We start from the raw sequence: 19558 nt of genomic DNA on the forward strand, positions 1-19558 counted from the left end.
AAACGTTCACCAGGGCGGAACCCGGCCACGCCGCCGACGTGATCAGGCTGTGAGGCATGCTGCGTTAGCGCGAGCGCGGCAGTGGGAAATAGGAGCAGGATTTTTCCGCCACGATCTGGGGGTGCCTGTGCGGAAAGCGGAAACGATCGTGTCACCGGTGGTGGAGGCGTGGGCCACCTACCGCACCACGTCGGCGGGTGACTGGCCGGCCCGGCACCTCATTCGCGCCAAGGGCGACAGCAGGGTCAGCGTGGTCCTGCCGGCCCACAACGAGGAGGCGACGGTCGGCGCGATCGTGTCGACCATCCGCCAGCACCTGATGGAACGGGTGCCGCTGATCGACGAGTTGATCGTCGTGGACTCCCGCTCCACCGACCGCACCGCCCAGGTGGCCCGTACGGCCGGGGCGGAGGTGGTCAGCCAGGACGCGATGACCCGGGGGCTGCCCCGGCTGACCGGCAAGGGCGACGCGCTCTGGGCGGGGCTGGCCGCGGCCGAGGGCGACGTGGTGGCGTTCGTCGACGCCGACCTGCGCGAGTTCCGTCCGCACTTCGTGACCGGGCTGATCGGCCCGCTGCTGACCGATCCCTCGGTGGACTTCGTGAAGGGCTTCTACCACCGTCCGCTGGTCGGGGCGTCCAGCGTGGAGGCCGACGGCGGCGGGCGGGTGACGGAGCTGATGGCCCGGCCGATGCTCAACCTGTTCTGGCCCGAGCTGGCGGGCTTCGTGCAGCCCCTCGCCGGCGAGTACGCGGGCCGCCGGGAGGTGCTGGAGCAGGTGCCGTTCGTCTCCGGCTACGGGGTCGAGACGGCGATGCTCATCGACCTGCTCGACCTGGTCGGCCTGGACGCGCTGGCCCAGGTGGACCTCGGCGAGCGCAAGCACCGCCACCAGGACACCGCCGCGCTGGGCCGGATGTCGGCCCAGATCATGCTGACCGCCTGGTCGCGGCTGCAACGGCGCGGCTGGGCGGCGCCGGGTGCCATGCCGGCCGCGCTGCTGACCCAGTTCCGCCGGGGCGGCTCCGACGCCCTGCCGAACCTGGACCGGGAGATCGTCGTCAGCGACGTCTCCGTCGAGGAGCGGCCGCCCCTGGCGCAGCTGCGCCACCGCATCCCCCGCCGACGGGTCGCCGCGGCGTGAACGCGCGACCCGTCGTGCCCGTGCCGCGCCGGGCGCGGACGGCCCGCGGCCCCGTCGAGAGGAACGTCGCATGAGCCTCACCGTCCTGATGAACGCCGGTCCGTGGCTGTCCGTGCCGCCGCCGGGCTACGGCGGTATCGAGAACGTCATCGCCACGCTCGTGCCGGAGCTGCGCCGCCTCGGCGTACGGGTGGTGCTCGCGTCGGTCGACAGCAGCGCCCTGCCGGTCGACGAGAAGTTCTCCGTCTTCCCCGACGGGCAGTTCCACGCCCTACAGCGGCCGTACAACCAGGTCTGCGGCATCTCCCAGGCGCACCTGAACGGGGTGGTGCGCGTGCTGCACTCGCGCGACGACATCGACCTGGTGCACGACCACGTGGAGGCGGTCGGCCTGGCCACGCTCACCGCGATGGGCCCGGACGCCCCGCCGGCGCTGCACACGCTGCACTGGGACCTGGCCAAGCACCCGGCGCTCTACGGCAACCTCGACGGCGGCGACCGGGTCCGGGTCAACGGCGTCTCGGCCTCGCAGCTGGCCCGCGCGCCCCGGGCGTTGCGGGAGCACTCGGTGGGCCACGTGCACCTGTCCACCCCGCTCGCCGTGGACGCGGACCGGCGGCCCCGCGCCGACAAGGGCGACTACGCGCTCATCCTGGGCCGGGTCAACCCGGGCAAGGGCCAGGACGTGGGCGCGCGCCTCGCCCGGCGGGTGGGGGTGCCGCTGGTGCTCGCCGGTCCCGTCGGCCCGTACCACCGGCCGGAGGACCTGGCCGCCGCCGGGGACGAGGCCCGGCAGAACCCGGACGTGCGGTTCTTCTACGACGAGGTGGCGCCGCACGTCGACGGCGACCTGGTCCGCTGGGTGGGCACGGTGGCCGGGCAGGACCGCGACGACCTGCTGGCCGGCGCCCGGGCCTCGCTGTTCCCGCTGCGCTGGGAGGAGCCGGGCGGCACGGCGGTGGTCGAGTCGCTGGCCCTGGGCACGCCGGTGGTGGCCACCGCCCGGGGCTGCCTGCCCGAGCTGATCGAGCACGGCCGCACCGGCCTGCTCACCACCGACGAGGAGGAACTCGGCGAGCTGCTGCTGGCCGCCGACATGCTGGACCCGGACGAGTGCCGGCGCGAGGCCGCCGTGCGCTTCACGCCCGCGGTGATGGCGGAGAAGTACGTGGGCCTCTACGAGCGGGTCCGCCAGCTCGCCACCGCCGGGCGCCTGTTGGCGGCCTGACCGGCGATCCGCGCCGACGGCGGGTTTGCCGGTGCGAACAGTGGGAAGGCCCGGTCCGCTCGGTATTCCCGCACAGTGAGGAGACGGCGGTGACCGGTCCCATGGCGCGCTCCCGCGCCCGGCACAACCCGGCGGACGGCAAAGCGCCCGTCCGGCGGGCCGCCACCGTCGTGGCGGTGGTCTTCCTCCTCGTCGGCGTGCTCGGCTTCGTGCCGGGCATCACCAGCGACTACTACGACCTGCGCTTCGCCGGGCACGACTCCGAGGCGAAGCTGTTCGGCCTGTTCCAGGTCTCGGTGCTGCACAACATCGTCCACCTGCTCTTCGGGGTGGCCGGGCTGGCGCTGGCCCGTTCCGTCGCGGGCGCACGGGCGTACCTGATCGGTGGGGGCGCGATCTACCTGGTGCTCTGGCTCTACGGCCTGGCGGTCGACCACAACAGCGGGGCCAACTTCATCCCCGTCAACAACGCCGACAACTGGCTGCACCTGTTCCTCGGCGTGGGCATGATCGCGCTCGGCGTCCTGACGACGCGGGACCGTACCGCGCGGTGACTCATCGGGACCGGCCGGGGCGCGTCGCGCCCCGGCCGGTCGCGGTTTCGCCCCACCCGACCCCGGGTAGTTCGCAGACCTCGACGAGGCGAAGCGAGGGCGCGGATGCGGAGGATCACCTGCGAGGTGCGCGACGGGTCACCCGTGACCGTCGTACGCCTGCGTGGCAGCCTCGACCTCGCCACCATGCGCACGGTGCACACCGTGCTGGACGGCTGCCTCGCGAACCAGCCCGACGCGCTCGTGGTCGACCTCGCCGACATCACCGTGCGTGACCGGCTCGCCCTCGCGGTCTTCGCCGCGGCCGCCCGCCGGGCGGCCGACTGGCCCGCGGTGCCCGTGGTGCTGTGTGCCCCGCCGGCCGAGGCGGCGACCTGGCTGGCGCAGTCGACCGCCTGCCGGTTGGTGCCCGTACGCCGGGACTGCGACGAGGCGACCCGGGTGGCGAACGCGGCAGCGACACCCCGGCTGCGGGTCCGGCTCGAACCGGTCGCGGGGGCCTGCCGGCGGGCGCGGGAACTGGTCACCGACGCGTGCGCCCGGTGGAACCTGCCCGAGGTCGCCGGTCCGGCCTCGTTGGTGCTCAGCGAGCTGGTCGGCAACGTGGTCCGGCACGCCGGGACGCCGATGCAGGTGACGCTCACCCTGCGCCGGCCGTACCTGCACGTGGCGGTGACGGACGGCAGCCGGACCTCGGTGCGGGCCCGCTGCCCCGACCTGCGGGCCGAGGGCGGCCGGGGCCTGATGCTGGTACGCGAGCTGGCCCAGCGCTGGGGCAGCTCGCCGGCCGGTGACGGGAAGGTCGTCTGGGCCATACTGCCGGCCAATTGACCGAATTTACCACTCTCGCCTGAATAACCGCTGTCGCCTGGTTTCATAGGCTGTGGGGCGGGTAGCCGCGCCGTCCTATCTGTCGTCATGGCGGGGTGAGAGTCACATGCCCAAGCGGGGAAACACCGCACCTGCACGGGACCGGGGGCCGGCGATCCTGGCGCCGGCACGCTTCGGCGGCTACCCCGGGCCGATGCGCGAGGCCCTGCCCGGCGGGAAGTTGACCAGGTTCCTGGCCACCACGGACCACAAGCAGATCGGTCTGCTCTACCTGCTGACCTCGTTCGGGTTCTTCCTGGTCGCGGGGATCCAGGCGATGCTGATGCGGGCCGAGCTGGCCCGCCCCGGCATGCAGTTCCTCTCCGCCGAGCAGTACAACCAGCTCTTCACCTCGCACGGCGCCGTCATGCTGCTGCTGTTCGCCACCCCGGCGGCGTTCGGGTTCGGCAACTACATCGTGCCGATCCAGATCGGCGCCCCGGACGTGTCGTTCCCCCGGCTCAACGCCCTCGCGTACTGGCTCTACCTGTTCGGCGGGCTGATGGTGGTCGGGGGATTCCTCACCCCGGGCGGCTCCGCCGACTTCGGCTGGACCGCGTACTCGCCGCTGAGCAGCCAGGAGCACTCCCCCGGCGTCGGCGCCAACCTGTGGGTGATCGGCCTGGTGGTCTCCGGCCTGGGCACCATCCTCGGCGCGGTCAACCTGATCACCACGATCCTCACCCTGCGCGCGCCCGGCATGACCATGTTCCGGATGCCGATCTTCACCTGGAACATGCTCTTCACCAGCGTGCTGGTGATCCTGGTGTTCCCGCTGCTCGCCGCCGCGCTGATGGCGCTCGCGGCGGACCGGCTGCTCAACGCCCACGTCTACGACCCGGGAACCGCCGGGCCGATGCTCTGGCAGCACCTGTTCTGGTTCTTCGGCCATCCCGAGGTCTACATCATCGCGCTGCCGTTCTTCGGCATCATCACCGAGATCATCCCGGTCTTCGCCCGCAAGCCGATCTTCGGCTACACCGGCCTCGTGCTGGCCACCGCCGCGATCACGGTGCTGTCGATGACCGTCTGGGCCCACCACATGTTCGCCACCGGCCAGGTGCTGCTGCCGTTCTTCAGCATCCTGAGCTACCTGATCGCGGTGCCCACCGGGGTGAAGTTCTTCAACTGGATCGGCACCATGTGGAAGGGGCAGCTCACCTTCGAGACGCCGATGCTCTTCGCGATCGGCTTCCTGGTCACCTTCCTCTTCGGCGGCCTCACCGGGGTGCTGCTGGCCAGCCCGCCCGCCGACTGGCACACCCACGACACCTACTTCGTCGTGGGCCACTTCCACTACGTGCTGTTCGGCACGGTGGTCTTCGCGCTCTTCGGTGGCTTCTACTTCTGGTGGCCGAAGATGACCGGGCGGCTGCTCGACGAGCGACTCGGCAAGGTCCACTTCTGGACGATGTTCGTCGGCTTCCACGGCACGTTCCTCGTCCAGCACTGGCTCGGCAACGAGGGGATGCCCCGCCGCTACGCCGACTACCTGCCCAGCGACGGCTTCACCGCGCTCAACACCTTCTCCAGCATCTTCGCCTTCGTGCTCGGCGCCTCCACGCTGTTCTTCATCTGGAACGCCTGGAAGTCCTGGCGTTTCGGGGCACAGGTGACCGTCGACGACCCGTGGGGCTTCGGCAACTCGCTGGAGTGGGCCACCACCTGCCCACCGCCGCTGCGCAACTTCGACCGGATGCCCCGCATCCGCTCCGAGCGCCCCGCCTTCGACGCCAAGTACGGCCCGCTCGTCGCCGACCTCGGCCGGGACCTGCCGCAGCGCACCACGAAGCCGCCGCAGGACTTCCGCGACGAGTTGCACCGCGAGAGGCACGTGCCCGAGTCGCCGTCCCTCGAGGGGGCGCACGGCGCACGGGAGGCCGCCGAGTACCAGCCGGCTCCACAGTCCGGGGCCAGGCCGGTGGACGTCCCGGAGCCGGACGAGGTGCGCCGGCCCAGCTTCGAGCAGACCGACGAGCCGGAGGAGACCCACCTCGGCGCCCAGCGGGAGCCGCAGGAGAACGACCGCTGGCGGCACCCGCGCGGGCCCGGCGACACGCCCGAGCACTGAGCGGGCGTACGCGTGGAAGGGCCGGCACCACGTGGTGCCGGCCCTTTCGACGTGGTCAGCTCTCGCGGGCCGCCGCGAGTCCCGCCGCGGTGAGCGAGCGGCGCACGGCCGGCTGGACCCGGGTCAGCCGCAGCGGCACCCCCGTACGGGCGGCGGCCTCGCGGCCGGCCATCAGCGCGGCGATGCCGCCGGCGTCGAAGCCGCCCGCGCCGACCAGGTCGACCACCACCTCGGCGGGCTGCCCGGTCACCGCCTCCAGCATCGCGCGGCGCAGCTGGTCCGCGCCGTCGCGGTCGACCTCACCACCGACCTCCACCACCACCCGGTCGCCGTTGTGCCGGACCGAGATCCGGGTCTTCGCCGGCTCCGACTCGGCGGCCCCGTTCTGCCACGGCGGCGGGGCGTCGGCCAGCATCGCCTGACGCAGCCAGGTCAACGCCCGCGACAGCAGCCGGGAGACGTGCATCTGGGAGATGCCGAAGCGGGCGGCGATCTCCGCCTGGGTCTGGTTGCCGTAGAAGCGCATCGCCAGGATCCGCCGTTCCCGCCAGGGCAGCCGGTGCAGCAGCCCGCTGACCGTCACCCGGTCGTCGACGGATTCCAGCGCGTTGTCGGACTCGCCGACCAGGTCACCGAACTCGGCCGAGCTCTCCCCGCCGACGGGGGCGTTCAGCGAGGCCGGGCTGTAGCCGGCGGCCGACTCCAGCGCGGCGAGGATCTCCTCCTGCGGCGTCTCCAGCCGCTCCGCCAGCTCGGCGACCGTCGGGGCCCGGGACAGCTCGCTGGTCAACGCCGACGTCGCCTGCCCCACCTCCAGGATCAGGTCGCGCAGCCGGCGCGGCACGTGCACGCCCCAGGTGCGGTCGCGGAAGTGCCGCTTGATCTCGCCGACGATGGTGATGGCCGCGTACGCGGTGAACGAGCCCCGCTCCGGGTCGTAGCGGTCGACGGCGTTGACCAGACCGAGCCGGGCGACCTGCTCCAGGTCCTCCAGCGGCTCACCGCGCCCCCGGTAGCGGCGGGCCAGCCGGCCCGCGAACGGCAGGGCGAAGCGGACGAGGTCGTCGCGCGCCTCCTGGCGTCGTTCAGGCGGAAGGCCCTCGATGCGGGCCGCGTACGCCAGTGCGGCGGCGTCGAGGTCCTCCAGGCCCCGCTCGGTCGGCGGTGGTGTGGTCGTGGTGGTCTGTCCGAACATCCGCGCCTCCCTCAGGAAGGTCCCCCGCCCGGATTCAGGAACCGGTCGTGCGCGCGCGTGGTCGCACCACGCCCGGGCCGGAAAGTGGGTCACATGACTGGGATGTCAGCGGGTGACGGCGCCACGCCGGACGGCGTGATCAGGCCGTCGCAGCCAGCGGTGTTCCCGCTCCGTAGGTACTCAATCACGGGACCCGGGGTTCGCGAGGATGTTTCGAAAGGGCCGGCTCAACAGACCAGCAGGCCCTGGCCGGCGCCGCCGTCACGCAGCGCCGCGAGGGCGTCGGCGACCGTCATCGGCGGCGGCGTCGGCAGGTCGTACGGCTGCGCCCGCAGCACCTCCGTGGCCCGGCGGGTGGGCACCGAGGTGACCGGGTAGCCGCGCGCCGAGGTGCGGTCCAGCGCCCGCCGGCGGCGACCGAAGCCGGCGACGGCCAGCCACTGGGGCAGCCCGGCCAGCGCCGGCGACCGCAGGCCGGGCGGTTCGGGCAGCACGTCCACCGAGCTGAACGGCTCGCTGCCGGCGAGCCACCACTCCACCTCCTCCACGCTGCGCCGGGTGGCGTTCTCGCACCAGTACGGCACCATCCCGGCCCGCACCACCTGCCACGGGTCGAGCAGCCGGCCGCACTCCACCACCAGCCGGTCGCCGGTCTTGCCGGCGGCGCGCAGCCAGCGCCGGTACAGGTCTGCGGTCGCGGCGCTGAGCGCCTCCGGTCGGGGCACGAGAACCCGGTGCAGCGGATGCCCGTGCCGCCCCGTCCACTCCCGGACGGCGGCCTCGAAACCGGACTCCACGCCGTGTTCCGCCGGCTCGGGCGGCGAGGTGACCTCCGGCGGCTGCCAGTGCGCGCCGTCCCCGCCGGCGGAGCGGAGCACCTGGCGCAGGGCGTGGCTGTCCGGGTGGAAGTCGACCGGGTCGAGGCCGCTGCCCGGGCAACCGACCTGGAAGCTGTGCCCCGGGGCGGAGTCGAACACCGGCCAGGTGCGGGCGTCGCCCAGCAGCAGCACCGGGGCGCCGGGCTCCAGCCGATCGGCCAGGAAGCGCGCGTACGCGGCCGGCAGGGACCGCCACCGGGCCCCCAGGGACACCGTGGCGCCGGCCAGTGCGCCCCGGCTCGCGGGGCAGTGCACCTGGCGTACGTGCAGGTCGGCGTTGCCGCCGAGGAGGCGGGCGGTGAGCGCGGCACCATGGTCCAGGGCGGCCTGCGGCCGGTCCACGGCGCCCTGCGCCCAGTGCACGGTCATCTCGAACGCCGCCGGCAGCCAGGGCACGCCGAGCGCCATCGCCAGGTGCGCGGCGGCGCCGTGCGGGGAGCCGACCAGGACCCCCGGGTAGCGGCGGCCCGGGTACTGCTCGGCGAACCAGCGGGCGACCCGGCCGGCGTCGACCTCGGCCGTCTGGCCGGGGGTCAGCGCCACCCGTCCGGCCGCCCGGAGCACCGCCGCCCGGCGTACCGGCTCGGGCGCGCCGGTGAAGCGCGACAGCGGCCCCGGGTGTCCGGGGTGCCCGAGGTCGGCGCAGTCGGTCCCGCGCAGGGCCCGCGCCGTGGCGGCCACCAGCACCCGCGCCGCGCTGCCGGCGGCCACCACCCGGTCGCCCGCCAGCCCGGCACCTTCGGCCGTGAGCCCCTTGCGCACCTTGTGCACCGGCCCCACCTTGCCTCGTTCGCTCACCACGCGGCCCGGCTTCCCGTCCCGATGGGGTTCAAACAGGGCATCCCCCACCGGGCGGGATCAATCAGAAGATCCCGGGCGGGGCGGCGCCGGCCCGTCGGACGGGGCCACGACGGCGGTCACCGCCGGCCCCGGCACGCCGGTGAGCAGGGGTTTCAGTGCAGCGGTAAGGGGCACATCTGCGCCCATGCGCACCGACGACGACGCCCCCGCGGCGGCGACCATCACGCCCTACGAGGACGGGCCGCTGCTGGTCCGGGGCGACTTCGCCCTGCTCACCCCCGACGGGGAGACCATCGACGCGAGGCGGGGCACGGTGGCGCTGTGCCGCTGCGGCAAGTCGGCGCTCAAGCCGTTCTGCGACGGTACGCACAAGGCCGTCGGCTTCCGCGCGGGCACCACCCGCGCCTCCTGACCCCACTCCCGTCACACGTGACGGTCCGGCGGTCAGGCCACGGCGGCGGGGAGGTCGGCGGGGTGGGGGTGGTTCCGCACCTCCATGCGCAGCGGAGCGGGGGTGCGCAGGGAGGTGCGACCGGCGGCCCAGGCGTCCAGCAGGTGCGCGGCGAAGAGCCGGTCCACCGCCAGCGCGGCGGCGGCGCCGAAGAGGACGTCCGGGGCGAGCCCCGGCTCCACCCGGACCAGTCCCCCGCACAGGTCGTGCGCGGCGATCTGCTCGTGCACGGCGTCGGCCTCGACGTGCTCGTCGTAGAAGCGGGTGGCCGCCTCGTCCAGGCCCAGGCGGCGCAGCCCGTTGCCGTAGCGGCGGTTCGGCAGCGAGGAGGTCATCTCGTACGCGGCCAGGTGCCCCAGCAGCGCCCCGCGCAGCCGCCGGTGCAACCCGAACAGCGACATGAGGTTGTTGGTGGCCAGGGTGACCGCCGGCACGGCGTCCACGTGCGCGGCGTAGCCGGTGTCCAGCCCCAGCCGGTCCATGGTCATCCGGAACAGCTCGGCGTGCATCCGGTCGAGGCGCCCGTTGCCGTACTCGTCCATCTGGATCTCGACCAGGGCGGCCTTGGCCGGCCCGCCGAGGCGCGGCAGGGCCCAGCTGTGCGGGTCGGCCTCGCGCAGGTGGTAGATCGAGCGGTGGGTGACGAACTCGCGGAACTGGGCCAGCGACGCGCGGCGTTGCAGGTGCCCGGCGAGCGACGGCCCGTCGTCGGCGGCGACCACGTCGGCCAGGGCCGCCGGTACCCCGCCGGGCAGCGGCGTCGGCAGCGGCCCCACCAGCGCCCGCACCGCCGCCTCGAAGTGCCGTTCGGCGTACGCGCGCAGCGCCAGCAGGGACGGCTGCCACTCCCAGTCGTCGTCGACGCCCCGCCAGCCGCGGTAGTGCAGCTCGTAGCAGCAGAAGAGGGTGAGCTGGAGGTCCTCGTCGGTGAGCGGGTCGGCGGGGTCCAGGGCGGCGCCGAGCCCCGCCGGAAGGTCGTGCGGCGTGCGCCGCAGCGCCTCCAGCAGGGCCGCCGAGACCGGTCCACGGGGCTGCGGCAGGGGCGCGCGACCGTACGGTCGGTCGAGGGGCTCTGACAAGGTGACCTCCAGCGTCGTACTGCCCGTCCTCAGTGCCCGCCGCCGGGTGGATCAAACGACGTCGTCGGCCTGCACGGCCAGTCCGGCTAGCATCCGGTCGCGTACCCGGCGGGCCGCCTCGCCCCCGGCGAACACCTCACGCAGGTCCGCGAACGCGGGCTCGGGCGGCGCCAGGCGCACCAACGGGTCGACCACCGCCTCCAGCACGCAGGGACGGTCGGCCGCCAGCGCCTCGTCCCAGGCGGCGCCCACCAGCTCCGGCCGGTCGACCCGCACCCCGTGCAGGCCGAGCAGGCGCGCCCAGCCGGCGTACGGGACGTCGGGCCGGCGCCGGGTCGGGTCGATCGGCGTACGACCGCCGCCCACGCCGGACTGGTCGCGGTTGTTGAGCACCAGCACCACCAGGCGCGGATCGCGCCACTCCTGCCAGTGGTGCGCCACGGTGACCATCTCGGCCAGCCCGTTGAGCTGCATCGCGCCGTCGCCGAGCAGGGCGATCACGGGCCGGTCCGGGGCGGCGAGCTTCGCCGACACCGCGTACGGCAGGGCGCAGCCCATCGAGCCGAGGGTGCCGCAGAGCTGCGCGTTGACGCCCGGCGGCAGGTCCAGGTGCCGGGCGTACCAGTAGAGGACCGATCCGACGTCCACCGCCACCGCCCCGCGGTGCGGCATCCGGGCGGCGAGTTCGTGCAGCACGAGCTGCGGGTTCACCGGCTCGGCGGGGGCGGCGATCCGTTCGGCCCGCTCGGCCCGCCAGCGGTCGACCGAGGCCTCGACGGTTTCCCGCCATCGGGCGTTCGGCCTGTCGGGCACCCTGTCCAGCAACGCCCGCAGCGTCTCCTGGGCGTCGCCGACGAGCGGGACGTCGACCGGATAGTGGGCGCCGAAGCGGCGCCCGTCGATGTCGATCTGGATCGTGCGGGTCTGCCCCGGCATCGGGAAGTAGTCCGTCCACGGGTTGTTCGTGCCGACCAGCAGCAGCGTGTCGCAGCCGCCCATCAGCTCGGCGGCGGCCGTCGTGCCGACCTCGCCGAGCACGCCCGCGTGGAAGGGCAGCCGCTCGTCGAGCACCGGCTTGCCCAGCAGCGAAGCCGCCACCCCGGCGCCGAGCCGCTCGGCGAGGGCGACGATCTCACCCGCCGCGCCCCGGGCACCCTGCCCGACCAGGATCGCGGTCCGCTGGCCGTTGCCGAGCAGTTGGGCGGCGGCGTCCAGGTCGACGGCGTGCGGCAGGACCCGGGCCAGCGGCTCCCCCGGCGACGCCGAGAGCACCCCGGCCGCGTGGGACGGCAGGTCGGGCACCACGGCCTCCTGCAACTGGCGCGGCAGCACCACGCAGACCGGGCTGCGGGTGGCGGCGGCGGTACGGAACGCCTGGTCGAGCAGGGCCGGCACCCCGTCGGGCAGGCGGCCGTACTGGACGAACTGGTTGCACACGTCGGCGAACAGCCGGCTCAGCCCGATCTCCTGGTGGGCGCCGCCGAGCGGGCCGGCGACGTCCTCGCCGACGATCGCCACCACCGGCTTGTTGTCCAGCTTGGCGTCGTAGAGGCCGTTGAGCAGTTGCACCGCGCTCGGCCCCTGGGTGGCCAGGCAGACCCCGATCCCGCCGGTGAACTTGGCGTGCCCGGTGGCCATGTAGGCGGCGGTCTCCTCGTGCCGGGCCGGCACGAACGCCGGGTCCCCGCCCGAGGCGTCCAACGCCTCGACCACCGGGGCGACGGCCGCTCCGGGGTAGCCGAAGACCCGCGGCACCTGCCAGGCCCGCAGCCGCTCGACCACCAGGTCGGCCACCGTACGCTCAGCCACCGCCGCGCCCCGGCGTCGCGGCGTCGACGTACCGCAGCACCGCGCCGACGCCGTCGGTCAGCTCCGGCGCCTCGTCCGGGCCCAGCACGGTCAGTTCGGCGTCGGTGCCGACCAGCGCGCGCACGAGGGCGGCATCGGCACGGACCTTCTCCGGATCGCGTACGGACATGGCGGCGAGCTGCCCCGGGTCGGTGGCGATCTCGGTGGGGTCCGGCCCGATCCAGAGTTCCCCGCTGGCGGACGGGTCGTCGACGATGAGCATCGTCTCGACCTGGTTGCGTTGCAGGGCGGACACGACGGCGTCCAGCCCGGCGCCGACGTCCTCCTGCATGCCGAAGCGGTCCAGCGCGGCGGTGATCCGCTGGTCGGCGACCTCGGCGATGGTCTGCACGGTGAGGTCGTCGAGCAGGCTCTGGTCGGCGCCGCCGGCCCGGGACCCGGCGTCCGTACGGACCACCACGTCCTGCCAGCGCGGCGGCATCTGGGCGGCGATCATCCCGGTGGCGCGCACGTCGCCGGCGACCACCACCACCTCGGCGCCGACCTTCTCAGCCAGCTCCACCGTCGCCGCGGTGACGTCACCGGCGTTGTGGTGCCAGGCCTCCATGGCGGCGCGCTGGTACCGGGACTGCGACCAGCCGCCGGGCTGCACCCGGCGCAACTGGAAGTCCTCCCGGCCGGTCACGTGGGCGCGGCGCGGCACGCCGCCCGCGCTGATCGCCATGGCGTCGGCGCCGGTCCGGTCGGCCAGCACCCGCACCCAGGCCACCTGCTCGCCGCGCTGCGCCAGCAGCGGCATCACGTGCGGCAACGGGGTGTACGCGGCGAGGTCCCGCAGCGGCGGCGCGGAGAGGTACTCCGACAGCACCACCCGGCCCCGGGCGCCGAAGACCGCCAGACCGTAGTCCCCCGGCATCGGATCGTGCTCCCGGACGACGCGCTCGACGGCATCGATGGTGCCCGAGTCGGCGCGCTGCTGCTGGAGTTGTTGGCGCAGGGCCCGCCAGCGCAGATCGAGCGCCGGGTGGGCGTCCTGGGTGTTGGCGGACGCGTCCAGGTACACCGAGACCCACGGTCCCGGCCGGTCGTAGAGCGGGCGCAGGAAGGACAGCTGCATGCTCGACCCCTTTCCAGCTCGGCCCCCCGCTTACCCGCGCCGCTGCCGTTGTCACCTGACCGCCGCGAGCGCGTGACGGGGATTTCATTCATGTCGTTCAACCCGAATGGCCGATACCATGAGTGAACGCAAGCGGACTCTGGGTGGTTTAGATGGACAGTGACCTGCACATCCGGCGGATCGTCCACCCGACCGAACGGATCGTCACGGGACGGATCGTGCGGTTGATGGACGGCTACCCGCGCGAGGTGCGCATCGGTCAGCCGGTGCTGGTCGCCGTGCTCGCGGCGGCCGGGATCGCCGGGCTACTGGTGGCGCTGGTGCGCTCCCTGCTCTCCGCCGGCTCCGGCGCGACCCGACGACGGTTCAAGGACCTGAAGAAGGGCCCCGAATACCTGGTCACACCGGTGCGGCTGCGCACCGGCGCCGGGCAGCTCTGCGAGGTCGAGCTGCACGGGCACCTGCCGCAGAGCGCCCTGCACCCGGCCGACCACGTGCAACTCACACTGCGCCGCCAGGGTGACCCGGACCTGCCGCCGAAGATCGAGCGGATCGTGAACCTCACGACGGGTCAGCTGCTCACCCCGCGTACCGCCACCCTGTGGTCGCACCTCGGGCCGCCGCTGCTGCTCCAGGCGGTGCTGGGCGCGCTGCTGGTCGCCGTCCTGGTGACCTGGTCGGCGCTGACCTGACGGCCAGTTCCCCGCCTGGCCGGGCCGCCTCCCGCCGGGCCGCCGCGTCGCCGCCGCCGCTGGCGCTGGCGCTGCCGGGAAGCGTGGGGCGTTGCGAGCGGGCGGCCGGCGCGTTTCCGGCGCCGCGCGGGCGGGCACGGTCGCAGCCATGTTCGAGGGGTTCACGCTGGAACACATCGACGTCGGCGAGGTCCGGCTGCGGGTACGCCACGGCGGCTCGGGGCCACCCGTGGTGCTGCTGCACGGGCATCCGCGCACCCACGCGACGTGGCACCGGGTCGCGCCACTGCTCGCCCGCGAGCACACCGTCATCTGCCCGGACCTGCGCGGTTACGGCGGCTCGTCGAAGCCGCCGAGCGACCCCGGGCACACCACGTACGCCAAGCGGGCCATGGCCGGCGACGTGGTCGGCCTGCTCGACGCGCTCGGGCACGACCGCGCGGCGGTGGTGGGGCACGACCGGGGCTGCTACGTGGCGATGCGCACGGCGCTGGACCACCCGGAGCGGGTCAGCCGGCTGGGCGTGCTCGACGGGGTGCCGATCGGAGAGGCACTGGCCCGCGCCGACGCCCGCTTCGCGGCCCGCTGGTGGCACTGGTTCTTCCTCGGCCAGTCGGACAAGCCGGCGGAGCGGGTCATCACCGCCGACCCCGATGCCTGGTACGGCGGGTCGCCGGCCGCCATGGGCGAGGAGGCGTACGCCGACTACCGTCGGGCCATCCACGACCCGGCGACGGTGCACACGATGTGCGAGGACTACCGCGCCGGACTCGGCCCGGACCGGGCGGCCGACGACGCCGACCGGGCCGCCGGGCGGCGGATCGCCTGCCCGGTGCTGTTCTGCTGGTCGGAGCGCGACGACATGGTCGACCTGTACGGCGACCCGGCGGCGATCTGGCGGGACTGGGCCGACGACGTGCGGGTGGCCGCGATCGACTCGGGCCACCACATGGCCGAGGAGGCCCCGGAGCAGCTCGCCGCCGCGCTGGCCGGTTTCCTCGCCGGTTGACCCACCCGGCAGCCAGCCAGCCGTGACCCGGTCGCCGGACCGGCCTGCCCGCCGATGACCCGGCGGCGGGTCGGGTGGCCGGTCAGCCGACGGGGGTCAGCGGGCGATCCGGCTCGCCGGCGGTGCGCAGCATGCCGCGCCGCGCCGCCCACCGCTCGAAGAACAGGGTGGCGAACGGCGGCACGGCGCAGGCCAGCGCCACGAGGGTGGGCCAGGGCCGCCACCGGTGCACCCGGGCCATCGCGAGGACCAGCAGCCCGTACGCGACGAAGAGCGCGCCGTGGATCGGGCCGAAGATCTGTACGCCGATCTCGTTGCCCGGAGGGCCGTACTTGACGGCCATGCCGACGAGCAGGGCCAGCCAGGAGCAGGCCTCGGCGATCGCCGCCGCCACGAAGAGCCGGGTGATCTTCTCGCGCATTGTCACTCCCCCACCGGTTGCCGCACATGCTAACCACCCCGCCGCGCGCACCTGCCGCACAACCGGTGAAGGCGACAGGGATCACCCGGGCCCCCGGTGGGTACGTACAAGAAGCTTCGGGTCTTCCCCGGCCCGCCCCGGGCGTGCGAGGTTAGGGGGACCAACGGTGACAGGGCGGTGACCATGGGCGAGGACGTCGGGGTGCGGACCTTCAGTCGCGAGGACCGGGCCCGCTACCGCGAAAAGGTACGGCGGTGCCTGGACGTCTTCGCCGAGATGCTCCGCGAGTCCCGGTTCGACGTCGAGCGGCCGATGACCGGCCTGGAGATCGAGCTCAATCTGGTCGACGACGACTCGATGCCGGCCATGCGCAACGCCGACGTGCTGGCTGCCATCGCGGACCCGAGCTTCCAGACGGAGCTGGGCCAGTTCAATGTCGAGATCAACGTGGCGCCGCGGCGGCTGGCCGGCACGGGCACCGGCGAGTTCGAGCAGAGCGTGCGCGCCAGTCTCAACGCCGCCGAGACCAGGGCGCGGGGCGTGGGCGCGCACATGGTGATGATCGGCATCCTGCCGACGCTGCGCCCGGAGCACCTGACCGCCGAGACGCTGTCGGCCAATCCGCGCTACGCGCTGCTCAACGAGCAGATCTTCGCCGCCCGCGGGGAGGATCTGCGGATCGCCATCAACGGCGTGGAACGGCTGGCGGTCACCGCCGACACCATCACCCCGGAGGCGGCCTGCACGAGCACCCAGTTCCACCTCCAGGTCAGCCCGGCCCAGTTCGCCGACTACTGGAACGCCGCGCAGGTGATCGCCGGCATCCAGGTGGCCCTGGGCGCGAACTCGCCACTGCTGTTCGGCCGGGAGCTGTGGCGGGAGACCCGCATCCCGCTGTTCCAGCAGGCCACCGACACCCGGCCGGAGGAGATCAAGGCCCAGGGCGTACGCCCGAGGGTGTGGTTCGGCGAGCGGTGGATCACCACGGTGTTCGACCTGTTCGAGGAGAACGTCCGCTACTTCCCGGCGCTGCTGCCGGTCTGCGACGCGGAGGATCCGGCCGAGGCGCTGGCTCGCGGGGACGTGCCGAAGCTCGCCGAGCTGCGCCTGCACAACGGCACCGTCTACCGCTGGAACCGCCCCGTGTACGACGTGCTGAAGGGCCGCCCGCACCTGCGGGTGGAGAACCGCGTGCTGCCGGCCGGGCCGACGGTGCTCGACACCGTCGCCAACGGCGCCTTCTACTTCGGGCTCGTCCGGGCCCTGGCCGAGGCCGACCGGCCGCTGTGGTCGCAGATGTCGTTCAGCGCGGCCGAGGAGAACTTCACCGCCTGCGCCCGGTACGGCATCGACGCCCAGGTCTTCTGGCCCGGCCTCGGCTACCTCCCGGTCACCGAGCTGGTGCTGCGCCGGCTGCTCCCGCTGGCCCACCACGGGCTGGACCGGTGGGGCCTGGAGCCGGGCGAGCGGGACCGGCTGCTCGGCATCATCGAGCAACGGTGCCTGACCGGGCGCAACGGCGCGAGCTGGCAGGTGGAGACCCTGCACCGGCTGGAGTCCGCCGACCACCTCGACCGGCCGGAGGCGCTGCGCGAGGTGGTACGGCACTACGTGACGCTGATGCACAGCAACCGGCCGGTCCACGAGTGGCCCATTCCCTGACCGCCGCCACGTCAGTACGGGGCCCAGCACGGCGGTCGCCCAGCGTTCAGGTAGCCGGGCCGATGGTGCCGAGCGCCCTGTCGAGCTGATGTCGTAAACGATTCACGGTCGGCGAAGTCAGCTGCGTCGCCCCCACGCGCCGACGCCACCGACCAGTGAGCGGGCGCGTTCTCGTACGGCCGCTAACTAATCGAAAAGAGACGATCAACGGGGTCCACGACGGCGGCCAGCAACGCGCCGGGCACGAGGGCTGGGTCGTCGGCGCGGATCGTGTCTGCCTCGAACGTGGCGAACCCGGGCCCGCTGATCCGCAGGTGGAGTTCCAGCCCAGGATCCTCTCCGCCCAGGTGGTTCGCCGCCGCTAGAATCTCCGCCGTAGCGGCGACACCAGCGGCGGATAGCCGAAGCGCGTCGCGGCGCGAGCGGGTGACCAGCCGCAAGCCGAAGACGCCGAAGCCGACACCGACGATCGTCACCAGTACACCACCAGCGAGTAGGCCCCAGAAGTCTGCGGGCGACCGCAGTGGGTCGAGCGTCACGGCGACGGCGAACAGGACCGGTCCGGGCAGGCAGATGGCCAGGAACGCCAATCGGCAGAGTAGCGCGCCGATAGGACCGATGCGCGCTTCCGCTTCCCGCGGGGTGCTCGTCACCCTCGAACCCTAGTGCAGCGCCCAACGTGACTGACTGAGTCGTTTTGCATCCTTCGTAGCGGGTCGTTTGACGCGGTGCAGGACGAGGATGGCCTGGAGCCTCGCCCTCATCAATCCCTGGGTTCGCCGCACCTACTCTGAGCTGCGAGATCAGCTTGGGAAAGGTTCAGTGACTCCTGCTTCTCGTCCCCCGGCGGGTCCACGCCTGCCCCGGCCGCTGCGAGGAGCCGACCATGCCTGCACCGAGCCGAGGCGGCCACGGGATCAGGGGCATCGGCTGAATCGTCCACGACATCAGCTCGACAGGGACGGTCAGCTCGAAGGACTCGCGGCGCATCCGAGAGGCATCACCACGGCCGTGGTCGCGGAGCACCCTTTGGGGAGACATCGTCCTCGACTCAGTCGGGCGAGGCGAACAGGGGCGGCCCGCAGAGGAACGGAGGCGGTCCGGGCGCGAAGCGGGACAGGGGCAAAAGGAAAGGGAACATGGCGAAGCGCGGCGAGGCGGGCGAGGCGGAGCGGCGCGGAGCGGAGCGGAGCGGGATGGGGCGAGGCGGAGAGCGGCGAGGCGGGCGAGGCGGCGGGGGCGAGGCGGGGCGGTGGGGCGAGGCCGGCCGGAGGGGGCGGGGCGGAGGGGGCGGGGCGGAGAGGGCGGGGCGGAATTGCGCACGATGGAAGAACCCGGGTGGTGGCCGTCCCCCGATGATGAAGCGCGGACATCGATCCGCGCCAATTCGGTCCGGGGCGCCGTGCGCGCGTCCACCTCGATCGGTGGCCCACCGAGGCGGATTCGTGGCCACGACGCCGATCGTGGCCACCAGTGCCGTCGCGGGCGCCGGCTTCCCCCTTCCCGACCGGCCCCTCCTACCCCCGAGGAGCGCATGTGACGCAGACCCAGAGGTCTTCCCCGCGACCCGACGCGCCCGTCCGACTCGATTCCGACACCGCCCGGGTCGGGACGTCCGCGTTCGTCAACGGGCACTTTCCGCGACGGCGCGGTCTGATCATCCTGCTCAGCGTCCTCGGCGGGTTCCTGCTGACCGTCATCTGGTCGGCGGAGTTCGTGGACCGGACGATCGGCGACAACGTCGCCAACACGCTGCTCGGCCACGACGCCAAGGAGACGCCCATCCAGGGCATCGCGGCCGGCATCCTGTTCGCGTTCGTCTCCGGCATCGCGGGCACGTTCACCGCCTGCAACATCGCCGCGTTCGGCGCCCTGGCCCCGCTGACCGGCACCACGGGCAGCCGCCTCAGCCGGATCGTCACGCCGCTGAAGCCGCTGGGCTGGATGTCGGTGGGCATGATCACGGTGTCGGCCGTCTACGGCGCGATCGTCGGCCTCGTCGGCACGTCGATGCCGCAGTTCTCCACCGCGCCCAACTCCCCCGGCGGGCTGTCGCCGAGGAGCATCCAGTCCATGGTGGTCTTCGGCGCGATCGGGCTCATCATGATCTATCTCGGTCTGGCCGCGCTCGGCGTCGTACCGGACCCGTTCGCCCGCATCGCCCGGCGGTTCCCCAACGCCCCGATGGTCTTCATGGGCGCCCTGATCGCCGGCTTCCTGATCGGCCGGCCCTTCGCGCTGTTCCGGCAGATGTTCCGCGACGCCGCCGAGAGCGGCAACCCGCTCTACGGCGCGGCCGCGTTCACACTCCAGTCCATCGGCAACATCGTCATCATGGCGGTGCTGTTCCTGCTGCTGGCCTGGCTGGCCGGCTCGCGCCTGCAACGCTGGTTCAGCGCCCGGCCGAGCCGCCTGGCGGTGCTGACCGCGGTCGCGTTCATCGTCGCCGGCGCCTTCACGTTCCTCTACTGGGACGTACGGCTGCTCGCCCGCCGCGAGATCATCCCCTGGTATCCGACGGCCCCCTGGGCCTGAGCCGGTGTCGACGAGGCCCGGGGGTGTCGCCGCCCCCGGGCC

At 73.4% G+C, this 19558-nt stretch carries 17 protein-coding genes; 10 read left to right on the forward strand and 7 right to left on the reverse strand.

Annotation, left to right across the window (positions count from 1 at the left end):
• The first annotated feature begins 160 nt into the window (after window positions 1-160).
• From ACGFIR_RS15835 to ctaD, 5 genes are all read left to right on the forward strand, one after another.
• Window positions 161-1144, forward strand: a complete 984-nt coding sequence (locus ACGFIR_RS15835) for a glucosyl-3-phosphoglycerate synthase (protein WP_393003780.1) — start codon at window positions 161-163, stop codon at window positions 1142-1144.
• 70 nt (window positions 1145-1214) lie between these two features.
• The gene (locus ACGFIR_RS15840) at window positions 1215-2372 is read left to right on the forward strand and encodes a glycosyltransferase (protein WP_393145604.1); all 1158 of its coding nucleotides are present in this window, start codon (window positions 1215-1217) and stop codon (window positions 2370-2372) included.
• A 101-nt stretch (window positions 2373-2473) separates the two neighbouring features.
• A complete protein-coding gene (locus tag ACGFIR_RS15845) occupies window positions 2474-2926 on the forward strand; it encodes a DUF4383 domain-containing protein (protein ID WP_393145834.1) in 453 nt (150 codons plus the stop codon).
• 105 nt (window positions 2927-3031) lie between these two features.
• Window positions 3032-3757, forward strand: a complete 726-nt coding sequence (locus ACGFIR_RS15850) for an ATP-binding protein (protein ID WP_393003479.1) — start codon at window positions 3032-3034, stop codon at window positions 3755-3757.
• 106 nt (window positions 3758-3863) lie between these two features.
• Complete coding sequence (gene ctaD, locus ACGFIR_RS15855; protein WP_393003481.1) at window positions 3864-5867, forward strand: cytochrome c oxidase subunit I; 2004 nt, start codon at window positions 3864-3866, stop codon at window positions 5865-5867.
• A gap of 55 nt (window positions 5868-5922) precedes the next feature.
• Here the strand turns inward: ctaD and ACGFIR_RS15860 are convergent, their stop codons facing one another.
• Window positions 5923-7062 carry a SigB/SigF/SigG family RNA polymerase sigma factor gene (locus ACGFIR_RS15860; RefSeq protein ID WP_393003483.1) on the reverse strand — a complete coding sequence of 380 codons (1140 nt, stop codon included), beginning with the start codon at window positions 7060-7062 and terminating at the stop codon, window positions 5923-5925.
• Between the two features lie 227 nt (window positions 7063-7289).
• Complete coding sequence (locus ACGFIR_RS15865) at window positions 7290-8711, reverse strand: hypothetical protein (protein WP_393003784.1); 1422 nt, start codon at window positions 8709-8711, stop codon at window positions 7290-7292.
• A gap of 214 nt (window positions 8712-8925) precedes the next feature.
• Here ACGFIR_RS15865 and ACGFIR_RS15870 point away from each other — a divergent pair, with 214 nt between their 5' ends.
• A complete protein-coding gene (locus ACGFIR_RS15870) occupies window positions 8926-9153 on the forward strand; it encodes a CDGSH iron-sulfur domain-containing protein (protein WP_393003485.1) in 228 nt (75 codons plus the stop codon).
• A gap of 32 nt (window positions 9154-9185) precedes the next feature.
• On the opposite strand, the gene ACGFIR_RS15875 is transcribed toward ACGFIR_RS15870, so the two are convergent.
• The 3 genes from ACGFIR_RS15875 to ACGFIR_RS15885 are packed head-to-tail and all read right to left on the reverse strand — an operon-like array spanning window position 9186 to window position 13197.
• Window positions 9186-10271 carry an iron-containing redox enzyme family protein gene (locus tag ACGFIR_RS15875; RefSeq protein WP_393145606.1) on the reverse strand — a complete coding sequence of 362 codons (1086 nt, stop codon included), beginning with the start codon at window positions 10269-10271 and terminating at the stop codon, window positions 9186-9188.
• 51 nt (window positions 10272-10322) lie between these two features.
• Window positions 10323-12080, reverse strand: coding sequence for a thiamine pyrophosphate-binding protein (locus ACGFIR_RS15880; protein ID WP_393145608.1), 1758 nt, complete (start codon window positions 12078-12080; stop codon window positions 10323-10325).
• Window positions 12073-13197, reverse strand: a complete 1125-nt coding sequence (locus ACGFIR_RS15885; protein ID WP_393003491.1) for a Vms1/Ankzf1 family peptidyl-tRNA hydrolase — start codon at window positions 13195-13197, stop codon at window positions 12073-12075. The genes ACGFIR_RS15880 and ACGFIR_RS15885 overlap by 8 nt, the downstream gene beginning before the upstream one ends.
• A gap of 152 nt (window positions 13198-13349) precedes the next feature.
• On the opposite strand from ACGFIR_RS15885, the gene ACGFIR_RS15890 reads away from it, so the two are divergent.
• Together ACGFIR_RS15890 and ACGFIR_RS15895 are read left to right on the forward strand one after the other, a co-directional pair.
• On the forward strand, window positions 13350-13889 hold the full coding sequence (locus ACGFIR_RS15890; RefSeq protein WP_393003493.1) for a hypothetical protein: 540 nt from the start codon (window positions 13350-13352) through the stop codon (window positions 13887-13889).
• 148 nt (window positions 13890-14037) lie between these two features.
• A complete protein-coding gene (locus ACGFIR_RS15895) occupies window positions 14038-14898 on the forward strand; it encodes an alpha/beta fold hydrolase (RefSeq protein ID WP_393145610.1) in 861 nt (286 codons plus the stop codon).
• An 82-nt stretch (window positions 14899-14980) separates the two neighbouring features.
• Here ACGFIR_RS15895 and ACGFIR_RS15900 read toward each other — a convergent pair whose 3' ends face one another.
• Entirely contained in the window at window positions 14981-15319 is a 339-nt protein-coding gene (locus ACGFIR_RS15900) for a DUF3817 domain-containing protein (protein WP_393003497.1), read from the reverse strand.
• Window positions 15320-15502: 183 nt separating this feature from the next.
• Here ACGFIR_RS15900 and ACGFIR_RS15905 point away from each other — a divergent pair, with 183 nt between their 5' ends.
• Window positions 15503-16981: a glutamate--cysteine ligase gene (locus tag ACGFIR_RS15905; protein WP_393003786.1), complete on the forward strand. Its 1479-nt coding sequence runs from the start codon at window positions 15503-15505 to the stop codon at window positions 16979-16981.
• A gap of 182 nt (window positions 16982-17163) precedes the next feature.
• On the opposite strand, the gene ACGFIR_RS15910 is transcribed toward ACGFIR_RS15905, so the two are convergent.
• Window positions 17164-17634, reverse strand: a complete 471-nt coding sequence (locus ACGFIR_RS15910; RefSeq protein WP_393145612.1) for a hypothetical protein — start codon at window positions 17632-17634, stop codon at window positions 17164-17166.
• Between the two features lie 883 nt (window positions 17635-18517).
• Here ACGFIR_RS15910 and ACGFIR_RS15915 point away from each other — a divergent pair.
• Window positions 18518-19516, forward strand: a complete 999-nt coding sequence (locus ACGFIR_RS15915) for a hypothetical protein (RefSeq protein ID WP_393003499.1) — start codon at window positions 18518-18520, stop codon at window positions 19514-19516.
• Window positions 19517-19558: the final 42 nt, after the last annotated feature.

This window comes from Micromonospora sp. NPDC049051 (assembly GCF_043197575.1).
GTDB lineage: Bacteria > Actinomycetota > Actinomycetes > Mycobacteriales > Micromonosporaceae > Micromonospora.

What these genes read in the sequence shown, in the direction of transcription:
- ACGFIR_RS15840 (WP_393145604.1), top strand. Translation starts at nt 1,215, where the DNA reads ATGAGCCTCACCGTCCTGATGAACGCCGGTCCGTGGCTGTCCGTGCCG.
- ACGFIR_RS15845 (WP_393145834.1), top strand. Translation starts at nt 2,474, where the DNA reads ATGGCGCGCTCCCGCGCCCGGCACAACCCGGCGGACGGCAAAGCGCCC.
- ACGFIR_RS15850 (WP_393003479.1), top strand. Translation starts at nt 3,032, where the DNA reads ATGCGGAGGATCACCTGCGAGGTGCGCGACGGGTCACCCGTGACCGTC.
- ctaD (WP_393003481.1), top strand. Translation starts at nt 3,864, where the DNA reads ATGCCCAAGCGGGGAAACACCGCACCTGCACGGGACCGGGGGCCGGCG.
- ACGFIR_RS15860 (WP_393003483.1), bottom strand. Translation starts at nt 7,062, where the DNA reads ATGTTCGGACAGACCACCACGACCACACCACCGCCGACCGAGCGGGGC.
- ACGFIR_RS15870 (WP_393003485.1), top strand. Translation starts at nt 8,926, where the DNA reads ATGCGCACCGACGACGACGCCCCCGCGGCGGCGACCATCACGCCCTAC.
- ACGFIR_RS15885 (WP_393003491.1), bottom strand. Translation starts at nt 13,197, where the DNA reads ATGCAGCTGTCCTTCCTGCGCCCGCTCTACGACCGGCCGGGACCGTGG.
- ACGFIR_RS15890 (WP_393003493.1), top strand. Translation starts at nt 13,350, where the DNA reads ATGGACAGTGACCTGCACATCCGGCGGATCGTCCACCCGACCGAACGG.
- ACGFIR_RS15895 (WP_393145610.1), top strand. Translation starts at nt 14,038, where the DNA reads ATGTTCGAGGGGTTCACGCTGGAACACATCGACGTCGGCGAGGTCCGG.
- ACGFIR_RS15900 (WP_393003497.1), bottom strand. Translation starts at nt 15,319, where the DNA reads ATGCGCGAGAAGATCACCCGGCTCTTCGTGGCGGCGGCGATCGCCGAG.
- ACGFIR_RS15905 (WP_393003786.1), top strand. Translation starts at nt 15,503, where the DNA reads ATGGGCGAGGACGTCGGGGTGCGGACCTTCAGTCGCGAGGACCGGGCC.